A 15498-nucleotide genomic window follows, 5' to 3' on the forward strand; every position below is an offset into this window, starting at 1 on the left:
TTATCCCTTTTTAACGTTAAACGGACTTTTGACTTTTGACTTTAGACTATCGACTTACGACTTATCTTCATCTATCTTAAGCGTAAACGAAGGTTCTGAAGCTTCATAAGCTTGGTCTAACATTGATGTGTCTGCTTGCTCTTCCTTCGGAGCCTCCTCAGTGCTTTCTAAGCCATTAGAATGAATATCTTTCTGACTTTGCTGATCATCAGCTTCTGAGCTTTGCGAATCGTCTAATGGAATATTGTTTTCTGGAATTATCATAACTTTAGGATTAGTGTAAGGTAATAACAATGTAGGGATAAAGAAGTTTAGAAAATTGGAAGCTAAGTAACTGTATCTTTAGATTAAAACAAAATTATCATAGATTGTAATGCAATGCACCAAGGATAATAATATCTTGATAAAACCTATAGAATGATAAAATACCCATGTATATTTTTGCTCCTTTGGAATGTTAATGTAAATGCCCAATTATACAAACCTTTGGATACCATTCCAAAGGAGAAAAAGATCCTATTAATTAAATTCAGTGATTTTTTTGCTGTTGAAACGACGGCCGAAAAAAGCATTTCAAGTTTCAGGAAAAATTTTGACCCCATGCAAAAAAGTCTTGATCCAACATTGTATATGATATTAGATCTTGAAGCAGATACTTTAAAAACAGTGCCCATCGGTATAATAAAATCCCTAGATAAAAAAGTGTTTTCGATTTACATCCTCTCTCTTTATTCGAGAGCACTGACGACTGGTGATTTGAAGGCTATTGATAGTATCAGTAAAACAAAGACGGGAAAGGAGTTAATGATCCGAATGCAACAAATTTATGAAGGGAAGGAAAACTCCGAAGAAAATTTTGGATCTATTTTTAATGATACTAATTCATATTATTTTTTCCGTTCCATTCATGAAAAATTGGACTTGGTTTTTGAAAATATTTTAGAAACACTATTAATCTATATAGACGAAAAAACAAGGACCGATAACTAATATGCTCATCGGATGAATATTTAATAAAAAAGAAAAGAGATCATCCATCCAGACTGATCTCTTTTTCTAACCAAATATAAACCTGTATGAACGGGTTATTCTTTAATCTCCTTTCGGCGATTGTTTTTCTTGTTTAATCTTAGCGCAATTGTGTTAGCAGCTAATGATGATACAAATATAGAAATTATTTTTTAATAGTGTAAAAAATACACTAAGGAAAATTAATTTATTTTTTATTTCATGTTATTAAAATGACAAAACCTATCCGAATTGCTAATTAACCAACATTTATAGGGCAAAATTAGTTTTAAATTTTTAATAAATTTATTAGTGAACGTTAAATTTATGTTAAACCTTTGTACTTTTTGAGATAAAATTTGTACAAATTGTTAAAATGAGTTAAAAAATTTAAAGGTCGGGTATCATTTCTACAAAGAAAAATGCAGAACTTTTAGCTTAGGTCTTTGTAATTTATGTTGTATAAGAAAATGTCTTTCTTTCCGGATGCAAGCTTTTGCGTTCTTTTCGACAGTCTTTGCAGTCTTTGCGTTAAAATATTTATCTAAAAAAGAGATTGTCCTAAATGGATGTTCAAGTCATGAAGGAATACCTTCGCAAACCCTAAAAACCAAAAATGGCAATAACCCTAAAGCTATTGCCATCAATTAGTATAAACCTATGAGGTTTTATTCGGCTATTTTAACGTTCCGTAGTACTCTACAAATTTAGCTAATGCTGATGAATAGCCCCATTCGTTATCATACCAAGAAACAACTTTAACAAAATTATCGTTTAGTGATATACCTGCTTTAGCATCAAAAATAGAAGCATGATCATCACCTATAAAGTCTGAAGAAACTACTTCATCTTCCGTATATCCTAGCACACCTTTTAGTTCGCCTTCTGAAGCAGCTTTCATAGCCGCTTTGATTTCCTCGTAAGTAGCTGGTTTTTCTAAACGGGCAGTTAAATCTACCACAGAAACATCAGCAACTGGTACACGAAACGACATGCCGGTTAACTTGCCTTTTAGTTCTGGAAGAACCATACCCACTGCTTTAGCTGCGCCAGTTGAAGAAGGGATAATGTTAGAGAAACCTCCACGCCCACCTCTCCAGTCTTTTGCCGAAGGACCATCAACTGTTTTTTGCGTAGCAGTTACAGCGTGGATGGTGCTCATTAAGCCTTCTACAATGCCCCAATTGTCGTTCAACACTTTAGCAATTGGTGCCAAACAGTTAGTAGTACACGATGCGTTCGAAACAATAGTTTGATCTGCAGTTAATTTATGGTGGTTAACCCCCATTACATAAGTTGGGATATCACTATCTTTCGCAGGGGCAGAGAACACCACTTTTTTAGCTCCAGCTGCAATATGTTTTTCAGCATCCGCACGGGTTAAGAACAACCCTGTTGATTCGATTACAATCTCTACACCTACATCGCCCCATTTTAAGTTTGCTGGATCCCTTTCGGCCGTAATTCTAATTGTTTTTCCGTTTACTACCAAATGGCCGTCTTTTACTTCAATGGTACCATCAAAGCGTCCATGGGTAGTATCATATTTTAACATATAAGCCATATAGTCTGGCTCGATCAAATCGTTGATGGCAACAATATCCAAGCCTCTTTTTAATGCAGCTCTAAAAACAAGTCTGCCGATACGGCCAAATCCATTTATTCCTACTTTAGTCATTTTATTTAATTTGAGTAATAATTCAGTAAATTATATATTGGTTCTTTAGTAATTGTGATAATATGTATGTTGTGCTGTTTCGCCACTAACCTAAGTCTGTCCTGGAAAGTACCTGCTACTGTTCCCACGAAATGGATTTCCTCATTTGGATGCTTAGTAACTGTTGGCAATAGATAGGTGTTAAAGTACTTCTCAAAACCTTGATCTATGAGTTGCTCGATAAATTTATGTGTTCTATTTTCGATATAAAAATCTAAAAAGGAACTTAGGTAATTCTGGGCATTAGGCTTCTTGTAAATGCGCTCTAAAATTATGGGCCTATCAACATTATATTTTTCCTCTAGCTGCTTATCCAATTCGACAGGCAATTTTCCTTCTAGGTAATTCTTTAACAACATTTTGCCCAAATAATTAGCAGAACCTTCATCTCCGAGGATAAAGCCTAACCCGAAATTATTTTGTTCGGGACTTTTTCCATCGTAATAGGCACAATTAGCTCCACTGCCCAAAATACCGACAATACCGGTTTGATTGAAGCAGGCGGCAATAGATGCGCCATAAATATCATCCTTGACCTTAATTTTGCTGTTTTTAAAAAATACGCCCAAGGTATTGGCCAATGATTCCTGCATCGCAAGAGAAGAAGCGCCAGCAGCAAAAACATAGATTTTCTTGATGCTTTCGGCATAATTAATCAAGACGATATTCTTGTTCAGCAAATAAAGGATATGCTTATGGTCGTTAAAAGTAGGATTGATACCAGGGATCGTACATTCCGCAACCGTCTTCCCTTCATTGGAGATTTTCCAGAAAGCGCTTTTAGACCCACTATACACAACTGCTATCATTTTATTTTATATTGATAAGACATGCGTCATTTCTAATAAATCATCTTCTAATTTATAAGTATGAGCATGTAAAGCTTCTTCTAAACTGGTTAATTTAATTTCGTTGCCTCGAAGTCCAACCATTTTCATCGTTTCTCCTTTAAGTATTTCCTTCACGGCAGCATAGCCTAATCTGCTTCCTAAAATACGATCAAAACCGCTAGGGCTCCCGCCACGTTGCAAGTGCCCTAAGATAGTTACTTTTGTATCGTAATGCGTAAACTTTCTCTTTACACTTTTGGCAATATCGTAGGCACCACCATATTTATTTCCTTCAGAAACAATAACAATGCTCGACGATTTTTTGGTAGAAGCTCCTTCCTTTAGCTTAACTATGAGGTCTTTTAACGAGGTTTCTTTTTCTGGAAGTAATACCGCCTCAGCACCACTGGCAACGGCAGTTCTCAAGGCTAAACATCCTGAATCCCTTCCCATAACCTCTATAAAAAATAGCCTATCGTGCGAATTAGCGGTATCCCTAATTTTATCTATGGCTTCTATGATGGTATTAACAGCAGTATCGTAACCCAGTGTAAAATCCGATCCGTACAAATCATTATCAATTGTGCCGGGTACGCCAATTACATTGATCTTATATTTTTCTCCAAAGCGTTTAGCACCGGTAAAAGTTCCATCGCCGCCAATAACTATCAAGGCATCAATTGATTTGGCCTTAAGATTTTTAAACGCCAATTCCATTCCGGCATCCTCTTTAAAAGCTAGGCATCTGGCAGTTTTTAGAATGGTACCTCCTAAATGCAGAATATTACTTACAGAACGGGCATCCATTGGGACAATGTTGTCATCGATAAGGCCTTGATAGCCCTGCATTATGCCAAACATATTTCTTCCATGATAAATGCCGGTACGGACTACAGCCCTGATACATGCATTCATTCCGGGGGCATCCCCGCCAGAAGTTAGTACTGCAATATTTTTAATATTTGGCTCCATTATAATATACGAATATAGTGTGTATTTTTTACACTAAGTAATTTTTTTTTATTATTTTTATGAATTAACAGAACAAGTGTATTTATTTTGTCCTAATATTATACCATATAAAACTGATTTATCTTGAAAGAAGTACTACCTGTGTTTAATTCTGCTGTCTCTATTGATTGCGTGCTGTTTGGGTTTGATAGTGGGGAGCTTAAAATTTTATTGATCGAGCGGAATGAAGAGCCCTTTAAAGATTGGTGGGCATTGCCAGGAAATTTGGTTGGAGAGAACGAAAGTGTAGACCAATCTGCATCGCGAATTTTGCACGAGCTTACGGGTTTGAGCGACATTTATATGGAACAATACTATACTTTTGGCGAAGTTGACCGACATCCCCAGGGTAGGGTTATTACAGTAGCCTATTATGCAATGCTGCGCCTAGGAGGGGATAAGGCACTTAAGCCCCTAACCTCTTATGCAAAAAAGGCACAATGGATTAATGTAAAGGAATTGCCCAAACTTGCGTTCGATCATCAGCATATTTTTGATAAGGGCCTTGAGAAAATTAAACGGAGAATTAAGCATTTGCCCATTGCTTTCGAACTTTTACAAGAAAAATTTACGTTAACCCAAGTTCAAAATGTTTATGAACTAATTTTAGGCAAAAAATTGGATAAAAGGAATTTTAGAAAAAAGATCCTGAGCTTTGGTGTGCTGAAAGAACTTAATGAAAAACAAAAAGGTGTTTCTTTTAGGGCGGCAACCCTTTATAAATTTGATAAAAGGAAATATGCAAAACTATTTGGCAAAGAAATTTCTTTTTAGTTAAGCGATTGGCGCAAAGGGAGAGGCGTTCCGAACATTTTACTCCTAATGCCCGCCACCATAAAAATTTAGAATTGTAAAATTTATATATATTTGTTTGTTAAAATATAGCTGGAAGTGTTATATTTACACTATCAACCCTAATATATGGAGAAACTCTACAAAAGTATCTTATTTTTTGTTGGGCTAATTGCGATGAATATTACTGTTCAGGCGCAGTTGGGAGGGTATTCTTCATATTTTTTTGTAGGAGCGAATGCCAGTACAAAATCCATAATCCTCCCTCAAATTTCCGCCAATGGTAAGGATTGGGCAGGCATTGCTAATCTTTATGCCGATAAGGAAGTCATAAATTTCACTAATTTTCCTAACCCAGCCAGCAGTAGTACAACCATAAGCTATACGCTCACGGCAAAAGCAAACGTTTACTTGCGCGTAGTGGATCTTGCTGGCAAGCAGCTTACCGTATTGGTTAAACAGGATCAAGCGGCAGGTAAACAGGAATATTTTTGGGAATTTTCTAAAAACAACATTACATCGGGCATGTATATCCTAGTTTTGCAGGTGGATAACAAGATTTTTAGCAGAAAGATGATCGTACAATAATTAGCCACAAAGTGATGCCTTTGGCACTAATCAGCTAATTTGCCAATCAGCTAATTTTTTTACTCAAATGGTAGTCTACCAAATCATCTATTGGTGATCGGATAATTTTACCAACACCCATTTCATAGCGATCGGCAACCAAACTTAAAATATCTCTGAAACTATAACCTACAGAACCTACGCAGTTTAGTTCGTACTTTTTATAGTTGGGATAGTGTACCACTAAATTTTCGAAGAAAGCAGTAAAGGCATAATCTACAACAGAGTGGGTATAGTCTTCGTAGTTTTCCTTAAAATCATAAATGAATTTGCTAAAGCTTGCGCAGAAACGGTTGGGCAGGGGTTTATTGTAGATATGATCAAAAATATCTTCGTTTGTTAAGGCATAATTATCATAAAAGCTTTCTCTTAATCCTTTTGGCATATAACCTTTCATGTAATCGGCCAAAATTCGTTTTCCTATGTAACTTCCGCTTCCTTCATCACCCAAAAAATAACCTAGCGAATCGATGTTCAATGAAATATCATTCCCGTCATATAAACATGAATTGGTACCGGTTCCTAAAATAGCTGCAAATCCTTCATTATCACCCAGCAAAGCTCGGCATGAAGCCAATAGATCATGACCGATGTTAATCTTAGCATTTACAAATACCTTTTCCATTGCGTCAGAAACCACTTTTCTTTTGGCATCTGTAGAGCAACCTGCACCATAATAGTAAACTTCGGTTAACTTTTCTGGTTCTAAGTGATCTGGCAAAGAACTTTTTAAAGAGCTCTCAATATACTCACTGTCCGAAAAATAAGGATTATAGCCTTCGGTATTAAAATGAATTTTCCTTCCGGCTTCATTGATTAAGCACCAATTTGTTTTTGTTGATCCACCATCTGCAATAACTATCATTTTATATTTTTTAGGTTTGATATAAGTAAAAAGTCTACCAATATATGTGGGTTTTTTGAAATAAAAAATTAAAATTTAGTTTTTATTTTCTTAACAATAACTTTATGTGATGCTATTAAAACAATAGCCTAGAGCAATATTTCTTAGAAAGTGTATCTTTTACACTATTAACGCTGAAATCATACCGAATTTAGCTTTGGTATAGGTTACTATAAAGGAATAAACAAGGCAAAATAATTTTATCTATTTTCGTATTCATCAACTTTAGAACCCTTATACAAGTTGGCTAAGCGGTCAGTCTGAGCTTGTCGAAGACAAGTTAAGCCCTTCTACAAATTCAGGGTTGTAAAGGTTAAATATTTCGGTAAACAGAATTAGGTTTTTGAGGAGCATTAATTTAGGTTTTTTGGACATCGCTATAGGCGCCCAGTATCCCCCGCTGGCGGGGGAATCAAAGGGGGTGGATGTGAATTTGGCTTGTCCAAAAATAACTTTACAGCATTCTAATCCTCCCCCTGCCCCTACAATGGCCAACGCGCCCCCCTCCAGCGGGGGACAGCACGACGCATACCCACCCATAATCTAATCCAAACACATGCTGAGATTCTATTACCGAATTACCTAACTTCCACAAGGGTGACATACTTGAGGAGTGGACGATTGCTAACTCCTAACAACTGAACGATCGTGTCGTTTAATTTGTCTTTTTCTCATATGTTTGGTAATTTTTTTACAGATAATATTACAAAATCTTTGAAACCATTTGTTAATGACTATTTTCGAATGTTAAAAGACGAGTAGCTTAATTAACTTAATTTCTTAATGGTATAAACAATTCATTTAAGATGAAACCGTTTATTAATGACTATTTTCGAATGTTAAAAGACGAATAACTTAATTAACTTAATTTCTTAATGGTATAAAAATCAGTATTAAGATTGAAGAGTTGTTAATGACTATTTTCGAATATTAAAAGACAAATAGCTTAATTGTCTTAATTTCTTAATGGTATAATCAATAGTAATGAAGATAGATTTTAGAAGCGATACAGTTACCAAACCAACACCAGGAATGCTTGATGCAATGATGAGCGCAAAGGTTGGTGATGATGTTTTTGGAGAAGATGAAACGGTAAATGCGCTGGAAAAAAAGTTAGCCGCATTATTTAACATGGAAGCTGCACTTTTTTGTCCATCAGGAACGATGAGCAATCAAATTGCCATTAAATGTTTTACGCAGCCAATGGATGAGGTAATCTGTGATCAAACTGCCCATGTTTATCGCTATGAGGGCGGGGGGATCGCTTATAACTCTATGGCTTCTGTTCGGTTGTTAAATGGCCAAAGGGGTATTTTAACTCCCGAAATGATAGAGCCAGAAATAAATTCAGATAACATTCATTATCCAAATTCTAGCTTGGTTGTATTAGAAAATACAGTTAATAAGGGTGGAGGGAAATGTTACAAGTTAGATCAGATTGAGCCCATCCATAATTTGTGTGCAATAAAAGGAATTAAACTCCATCTTGATGGAGCAAGAATTTTTAATGCCTTGGTGGCTACTGGAGATAAATCCGTTAGTTATGGCAGCTATTTTAACGGTATTTCTGTATGTCTTTCAAAAGGATTGGGAGCCCCAGTTGGGTCGGTATTCTTGAGCAACGCATCTACCATAAAAAAGGCGGTTAGGATCCGGAAAGTATTGGGTGGTGGAATGAGACAAGCTGGGTTTTTAGCTGCTGCGGGCATCTACGCATTGGATCATCATATCGATCGTTTGGCAGATGATCATCTCCACGCACAGACTTTGGCCGATGCATTGAGCAAAGCAAGTTTTGTACACGATGTGATGCCGGTAGAAACCAATATTGTACTCTTTGACGTAATCCCTTCGCTAAAAGCAGAAACCATTATTAACGCCTTAGCCAATATGGGAATTTTATGCAATTCTACCTCTGATCGGACCATTAGATTTGTAACTCATTTAGATATCTCTTCTTCAATGATTGATGAAGCGGTAGCAATTATCTCAAAGTTAAAATTAAACTAGTAATGCAGCATTCAAAATCCCCAACTCATATCTCCAAACTACTGATTGCCAATAGAGGGGAAATCGCCCTGCGCATTATGCGTTCTGCAAAAGAAATGGGGATAAAAACAGTAGCGGTATTTTCTGAAGCAGACCGATCGGCTTTGCATGTGCGGTATGCTGATGAGGCGATTTGTATAGGTCCGGCACCTTCCAATCAATCTTATTTGGTGATCGATAAAATAATTGAAGCCTGCAGGATATCGGGTGCTCAGGCTATTCACCCTGGGTATGGTTTCTTATCTGAAAATGCGGCTTTTGCCAGGGCAGTGCGCTCGGCCGGACTTATCTTAGTGGGGCCTACACCAGAGGCGATGGAAATTATGGGAAATAAACTCTCTGCAAAAGCTGCGGCGTTAAAATACCATATTCCCATGGTTCCCGGCACTGAAGAGGCGATTACCGATCTAAACGAGGCTAAAGAAAGGGCAGTTGAAGTTGGCTTTCCGATCCTGATCAAAGCTGCTGCTGGTGGTGGCGGAAAAGGGATGCGGATTGTAGAAAAGGTTGATGATTTTGAAGAGCAGATGCATCTAGCGGTAAGCGAAGCTACATCGGCATTTGGTGATGGTGCCGTATTTATCGAGCGCTATGTTACTTCACCGAGGCATATCGAAATCCAGGTATTAGGAGATACCCATGGCAATATTGTACATTTATTTGAACGTGAATGTTCAGTTCAGCGAAGACACCAAAAGGTTGTAGAAGAAGCACCATCGTCTATTTTAACCCCTGCTATTAGAGAGCAGATGGGAAAATGCGCTGTGGATGTTGCCCGCTCGGTAAATTATGTTGGGGCAGGAACGGTTGAGTTTATATTGGATGAAAATCTTGATTTTTTCTTCTTAGAAATGAACACCCGCTTGCAGGTAGAACATCCGGTAACAGAAATGATTACGGGATTGGATCTGGTAAAAGAGCAGATCAAGATTGCCCAAGGTGAAGTCTTAAGCTATAAGCAAGAAGACCTCAGCATAATTGGTCACGCGATAGAGTTAAGGGTATATGCCGAAGATCCCCTAAATAATTTTTTACCCGATATTGGCACCTTACAGACCTATCAAACACCAAAAGGAAATGGAGTTAGGGTTGATGATGGCTTTGAACAAGGAATGGAAATCCCAATCTATTATGATCCGATGATAGCCAAACTCATCGCCTTTGGTGCAACAAGAGCTGAGGCTATAGCTAGAATGATCCGCGCTATTGATGAATATGACATTACGGGCATACAAACCACACTGAGCTTTGGTAAGTTTGTAATGCAACATGACGCTTTTACATCAGGTAAATTTGACACCCATTTTGTAAGTAAGTATTTTAATGCAAACAGCTTAAAAACCGATGATGAAGTTGAAGCAATGTTGGCTGCGCTTACTGCGGTAACACAATTGAGAAAGCAGAAAACGATGGTCACAAACGGCGCAGAGATAACCAGTAATGGGGCGAGCTGGATCAAAAACAGAAAGAAATACAGTTAAATGTTTACAGGAATTATAGAAACGCTTGGCGAGGTAACAGCTATTGTTACTGAAGGAAGCAATATCCATTTTACAATAGGCTCGGCAATTAGTGCAGAGCTAAAAATAGACCAAAGTGTAGCGCATAACGGTGTGTGTTTAACGGTTGTTGCCATTTCTGATCATACCTATCAGGTTACCGCTATAGAAGAGACACTGCTAAAGACAAATCTGGGTAAATTAAAGGTAGGAAGTAAAGTAAATCTAGAACGTTGCATGCAGATGAATGGTCGTTTAGATGGTCATATTGTGCAAGGCCATGTAGATCAGGTTGCTACGTGCATTTTAGTTAATGAACTTGATGGAAGTTGGGAATACCGTTTTAATTATGATCCCTCTTTAGGAAATGTTACCGTAGAGAAAGGATCTATTTGCGTAAATGGAATAAGCTTAACAGTTGTAAATTCTACTGCGGATGAATTTTCTGTATTCATAATTCCATATACTTTTGAGCACACTAATTTACATCAGGTTAATGTAGGGGATGCTGTTAATTTAGAGTTTGATATCATCGGAAAGTATGTGGCTAGATTAATCGGCAAATAATCGAATTTCGCCCTACGCCCTACGCCCTACGCCCTACGCCCATGTATAGTAAATTAGAAGCAACAAAACTTCGTGAACAGTTCTGGATTAATTTTGGCAAGTACATGAAGCCAATTCCATCAGCAAATGGTTTGCCCGTAAATTGGATAAACTATAAGACTGGGGTTAAGCAGCTTTTTTTTAGGATGGATGCTGATCAAAAGCACGCAATTATTTCCATAGCCATTACCCATGCTGATCAATCACTTAGATATCAGTTTATTGAGCAGTTTGAATCATTAAAAGATCTTTTTGTGGAAGCCATGGGCCAGGAGTGGGATTGGGAGTTAAATGCTACGACCAGTGTTGGTGTGCCTTTTACAAAAATTTCGAAAAGCCTATCTAATGTTAGTGTCTATAATCAACAGGATTGGCCAGCACTAATTTCATTTCTAAAGCCTCGGATTATCGCCTTAGATCAATTCTGGGAGGATGCAAAACCTATCTTTGAGGCCTTGTAGACTTACGAAATCTTAAGGCTTCGTAAGTCTATTCCAACTATTATTGATAAATGAATAATCTTGGCAGGGTAATTGGGTCGATACTATAAAATAGTTTAAAATAATTAATATGGATACGATAAAGAAATTTGATCTAATGGAGAAGATCGTTAGAGAATTGGAAGATTTGCAACATTCGCAACAGGCAATTATCCAGAAGCTTGGAAAAATTGAAGTAGATAATATTGAATTAGGTGATAAAAAGCTAGATACAGACTTGCCAGATATGCACCAGCGCGTTGCAGATAATCTAGATACAATTGTGGATATCTTAGCGTATTTTGCTGAAAAAACCGAAAATTTTGGAAATAAAAACAATGTTGATGCTTTAAAAGAACAACAGGCATTTGATGATGCTACGAGCTAAACTCATTAACAAATCAGCTAATGTGTTAATTGGCTGATTTGTTATTTATTAGTTGGCAGCGAAATACAGAACTTTGCTCCTTCACCATCCTTACTTTCTACCGTAATATCGCCATCATTTCTTTTCATAAAATCTTTGCAAACCATTAATCCGAGGCCGGTTCCTTTTTCGTTAAAGGTACCTCGGGTGGTGATGTTTTCATCCTTAAAGAGTTTATTTAGTACAATGGTAGGAATTCCAATGCCGTTATCCCTAATGCAGACTAACATTGTGCTATTTTTTTGGTAAGCTGCCGTGATGTGGATTTCACAATTTTCATTGCAAAATTTTATAGCGTTATTAAGGATATTGCGCATTACGATCTGGATCATCAGAATATCAGCAAATACCATTTCACCAGGAAAAACATCATGAACAATTTTAATCTTCTTAGTAGTTGCAGCCGGCAAATGATAATTTATTTCGTTGATAATTAGATTGCGGAGGTTAAAATACTCCTTTTTAATGCCAAAGCCTTTCAGTTGACTTCTAGACCAATGAAGGATATTTTCTAAAAGGTCGGTAGTGTAAATGATGTCTTTACTTAACGTTGGAGAAATACTCTTAAACTCGTCGTTTGTAATTTGATCATTTGCAATCATTTTTAAAACTTCGGATAAATTTACCAAGGGTCCTCTTAGATCGTGCGCAATGATAGAGAATATCCTGTCTTTTAGCTGATTTAGTTTTTCGAGTTCATTTGCTTGTTCTCTGCTTTTTATCGCATCCTGCTTAAAATGCGTTAGATCTTGGAGCTTAATGATACTAAAATCATTATTTATTTTATTGTCGTTTAAAAACAGAATATCTGCTTCTACGTAAAACTGATTGCCTTGATGAAACAGGTTAAGTTCCATTTTCCCATGTTGGTGATTTTTAATCCGCTCAAAAAATTCATATTGTTCAGGAAAGATTTCTTCTAGGTCAGCACCAATCAGACTTTTGTTTTTCGGCAAATTAATGTACTGCGTTATCGATCTATTATAATCGATAACCCTATTTTTTTGATCCAGTACAAAAAAACCATCCCTCATTAATTCTAAAACCTTCTCTCTGGCAATAGGGATAATATCAAAGAGCTTAAAACGATAGATCCCAATGAGAATAAAAAACGAGGTGATAATAAAAGCAAAAGGAGTTACATCAATATGTCCTAAGGGCCTCAAATCTAGTAAATAGGCGATATTTCCTAACCATGGAATAAAAGCCGCGATAACGATACTGTAGTTTTGTTTCTTAAAAATAGGATCTGATCTCCTGAATTTATTTAAAATCAGGTAACATCCAGAAGCTAACAACAAATAAAAATAAGCTAAAAATATATAGTACCAGGTTCCTTGGGTGATATCAGCCATTGGAAAGGGCCCGTCGGTGGCCACAGTGATACTTTTGTAATGTAAATGGTGATAGGAGTTTGTCCATACCATTAGCATAGTTGCAATAGGGAAAATAAGGATTGAAGCAAGATTTAATGGCTTTTTATACCAACATTCTTTATCACAAAAATTGAGGCAAAATATGAACCAATTTAAGGGCAAAGTAGCTATCCCGATGTATTCTATGTTAATGAAAAACTTGATCTGTGTTAGACTAGTACTTGCCAACTCGAAACCATAGGCGATAGACCATACGGCATTCGAAAGCATCATTAAAGTAAACCAACGCACTGCATTGCCACCTCTTTTATAAATGTAACTGGATAAGAGAATTGTGGCCGATCCGCAAACTAACAGAACAAGGGCAAAAGCGTTAAACGTAAAGTTCATTCAATGGGGAAGGAATCAATATGGATGAATTTTATTCTATGGAATAAATAAAACTACGCAATTTAGCTTTCAATTAAAAATATTATTAGATTTACGTAAACAATCCGGTAAGACCTGTTGTTAAGTGATTATGAAAAAAATTAGCTTATCCTTATTGCTCGTTTGCTGCAGTTTTTTAGCATTCAGCCAGGTACTTCCTTCTTTTCAATTTGGTTTAAAAGGAGGCGTTAACTTATCGAAATTCAATACTTCAAATACTTTTAGTAGTGATAATCGTGCAGGTTATTTTGTCGGTGTATGGACTCGAATTGGCGCTGCAGGTATTCATTTACAACCAGAACTTTATCTCTCTGGTAAAAATGCCACCTTGGTAGATCCTACTACTGGCTTTGAAAATGAAGTTAAATTTACCAGTTTGGATATTCCGGTATTGTTGGGTACCAAACTTGGTGCCGCTGGAGTTGGATTACGGTTGAATACCGGGCCAGTGATTTCTTTTGTACTTAGTGATGACCAGAACTTTTCTCAGGCAGCATCCTCTGCTTTTAAGGGAGATTTCAAAAACCAGAATATTGCATGGCAATTTGGGGCGGGAGTTGATCTAGGTAAAGTGGGAATTGATTTGCGCTATGAATTAGGCCTATCAAAAATTAATTCTAGTAACTATTCTTCAACGAAGTTAAATCTATATACGCTAGGCTTAGCTTATAAATTATTTTAGAATGTATTTCTAAATTATAAATGGATAGTCTTTTTAAGGCTGTCCATTTTTTTTGTTTTGAGCGGAAAGGCCTATGTGCTCGTCTTTTCTTTTTTTATTTCTTTGAGTTCGTATTGAAATGCACCTTTGATTGGCCGTATTGGCTTTTTGCTCCAATCGCTTAGCACTTTTACAAAACAGGCCCCAAAGTAAAAAATAAAGGAAGAATAGAATACAAAAAGCATAACCAATACAATTGATCCTGAGGCTCCATACACACTTCCGATATTGCTAAGCGGAAGCATGATCCGCAAGATATATTTACCCAAAGTGAATAAAATTCCAGTCAATAAACCACCCTTTATCGCTGTTCTCCATGCGGGTCTTCCATTGGTTAAAAATCTAAACAATACCGTAAACCATGTAGTTACAATAATAACAAATATTAACTGGTTTAAAATGGAGATAAACACCTTTCCGAAAGTAGGTGATGCGGTATTAATGTAAGCTCCTATAAGCGCCTGGATACTATCTGTTAATAATCCAACAAAAAACAGGATTCCAGCTAACAAGATGATTATTAACGAGCGTCCTCTTAACTTTAGGTTAAAAACAATCCCTAATTTTTCATTTAACCCAATGCTCCAGATTTGGTCCATCGAATTTTTAATTACGCTAAATAGGGTAGTAGCTACAAAAATAAAGAAAACAAAACTTAGGATTGTAGCCCACCAATTGTAATCAACCCCTCTAATATTTCTCATTGTTTCGCGGATCTGAGAAATGCTGCTGTCATCGAGAATACTGGCTAAACGCTCAAATAAACGTCTTACTAAGATTTTCCGATCAACAAAAAAACCAAATAAACGAATAAGGATTAATAAAATAGGTGGGATGGCGAAATTTGCAAAAAAGGCTGTAGCTCCCGCTAAACGTAAAGGATCATTTTTTCTTAATAACTTGAAGGCTATTTTTAAGTGTTTATAAAATTGGGTTGTCCTTTTAACGGTTATTGCGTACATTTTAGGGATTAATCCACAAAATTACGAAATTTTTATAGATCTTCCCCATATTTAGCTACTC

General features: G+C 36.6%; 16 protein-coding genes. 9 read left to right on the top strand and 7 right to left on the bottom strand.

The genetic code is table 11. The features are described 5' to 3' along the window. Window positions 1–54 precede the first annotated feature (54 nt). Entirely contained in the window at window positions 55–264 is a 210-nt protein-coding gene (locus tag AC6H0V_RS01605) for a hypothetical protein (protein WP_497561958.1), read from the bottom strand. A 153-nt stretch (window positions 265–417) separates the two neighbouring features. On the opposite strand from AC6H0V_RS01605, the gene AC6H0V_RS01610 reads away from it, so the two are divergent. Next, complete coding sequence (locus AC6H0V_RS01610; protein WP_497561959.1) at window positions 418–990, top strand: hypothetical protein; 573 nt, start codon at window positions 418–420, stop codon at window positions 988–990. Between the two features lie 694 nt (window positions 991–1684). Here AC6H0V_RS01610 and gap read toward each other — a convergent pair. From gap to pfkA, 3 genes are read right to left on the bottom strand one after another with little or no spacing between them, the layout of a single operon-like run. Continuing rightward, window positions 1685–2686 carry a type I glyceraldehyde-3-phosphate dehydrogenase gene (gene gap, locus AC6H0V_RS01615; RefSeq protein WP_497561960.1) on the bottom strand — a complete coding sequence of 334 codons (1002 nt, stop codon included), beginning with the start codon at window positions 2684–2686 and terminating at the stop codon, window positions 1685–1687. Between the two features lie 5 nt (window positions 2687–2691). Next, window positions 2692–3534 (bottom strand): hypothetical protein, encoded by an 843-nt coding sequence (locus tag AC6H0V_RS01620; RefSeq protein ID WP_497561961.1) that lies wholly within the window; start codon window positions 3532–3534, stop codon window positions 2692–2694. A 6-nt stretch (window positions 3535–3540) separates the two neighbouring features. After that, window positions 3541–4527 (bottom strand): 6-phosphofructokinase, encoded by a 987-nt coding sequence (gene pfkA / locus AC6H0V_RS01625; RefSeq protein WP_497561962.1) that lies wholly within the window; start codon window positions 4525–4527, stop codon window positions 3541–3543. 123 nt (window positions 4528–4650) lie between these two features. Between pfkA and AC6H0V_RS01630 the strand changes: the two genes are divergently transcribed. Both AC6H0V_RS01630 and AC6H0V_RS01635 read left to right on the top strand, forming a co-directional pair. Then, window positions 4651–5340, top strand: coding sequence for an NUDIX hydrolase (locus tag AC6H0V_RS01630; RefSeq protein WP_497561963.1), 690 nt, complete (start codon window positions 4651–4653; stop codon window positions 5338–5340). Between the two features lie 147 nt (window positions 5341–5487). Continuing rightward, a complete protein-coding gene (locus tag AC6H0V_RS01635; RefSeq protein WP_497561964.1) occupies window positions 5488–5946 on the top strand; it encodes a T9SS type A sorting domain-containing protein in 459 nt (152 codons plus the stop codon). A 46-nt stretch (window positions 5947–5992) separates the two neighbouring features. On the opposite strand, the gene AC6H0V_RS01640 is transcribed toward AC6H0V_RS01635, so the two are convergent. Continuing rightward, window positions 5993–6850, bottom strand: coding sequence for an N-acetylglucosamine kinase (locus tag AC6H0V_RS01640; RefSeq protein WP_497561965.1), 858 nt, complete (start codon window positions 6848–6850; stop codon window positions 5993–5995). Between the two features lie 1023 nt (window positions 6851–7873). Between AC6H0V_RS01640 and AC6H0V_RS01645 the strand changes: the two genes are divergently transcribed. The 5 genes from AC6H0V_RS01645 (at window position 7874) to AC6H0V_RS01665 (ending at window position 11910) form a co-directional block, all read left to right on the top strand. Continuing rightward, window positions 7874–8899, top strand: coding sequence for a threonine aldolase family protein (locus AC6H0V_RS01645; protein ID WP_497561966.1), 1026 nt, complete (start codon window positions 7874–7876; stop codon window positions 8897–8899). Between the two features lie 2 nt (window positions 8900–8901). Continuing rightward, window positions 8902–10419 (top strand): acetyl-CoA carboxylase biotin carboxylase subunit, encoded by a 1518-nt coding sequence (gene accC / locus AC6H0V_RS01650; RefSeq protein ID WP_497561967.1) that lies wholly within the window; start codon window positions 8902–8904, stop codon window positions 10417–10419. Further along, complete coding sequence (locus tag AC6H0V_RS01655) at window positions 10420–11004, top strand: riboflavin synthase (RefSeq protein ID WP_497561968.1); 585 nt, start codon at window positions 10420–10422, stop codon at window positions 11002–11004. 41 nt (window positions 11005–11045) lie between these two features. Beyond that, window positions 11046–11504 carry a DUF4268 domain-containing protein gene (locus tag AC6H0V_RS01660; protein WP_497561969.1) on the top strand — a complete coding sequence of 153 codons (459 nt, stop codon included), beginning with the start codon at window positions 11046–11048 and terminating at the stop codon, window positions 11502–11504. Window positions 11505–11613: 109 nt separating this feature from the next. Then, a complete protein-coding gene (locus tag AC6H0V_RS01665; RefSeq protein WP_497561970.1) occupies window positions 11614–11910 on the top strand; it encodes a hypothetical protein in 297 nt (98 codons plus the stop codon). A 41-nt stretch (window positions 11911–11951) separates the two neighbouring features. Here the strand turns inward: AC6H0V_RS01665 and AC6H0V_RS01670 are convergent, their stop codons facing one another. Next, window positions 11952–13715 carry a sensor histidine kinase gene (locus AC6H0V_RS01670; protein ID WP_497561971.1) on the bottom strand — a complete coding sequence of 588 codons (1764 nt, stop codon included), beginning with the start codon at window positions 13713–13715 and terminating at the stop codon, window positions 11952–11954. Between the two features lie 130 nt (window positions 13716–13845). On the opposite strand from AC6H0V_RS01670, the gene AC6H0V_RS01675 reads away from it, so the two are divergent. Next, entirely contained in the window at window positions 13846–14436 is a 591-nt protein-coding gene (locus AC6H0V_RS01675) for a porin family protein (RefSeq protein ID WP_497561972.1), read from the top strand. A gap of 71 nt (window positions 14437–14507) precedes the next feature. Here the strand turns inward: AC6H0V_RS01675 and AC6H0V_RS01680 are convergent, their stop codons facing one another. Next, a complete protein-coding gene (locus tag AC6H0V_RS01680; protein WP_497561973.1) occupies window positions 14508–15437 on the bottom strand; it encodes a YihY/virulence factor BrkB family protein in 930 nt (309 codons plus the stop codon). Window positions 15438–15498: the final 61 nt, after the last annotated feature.

The sequence above is a fragment of the Pedobacter sp. NO84 genome (genome assembly GCF_059703915.1).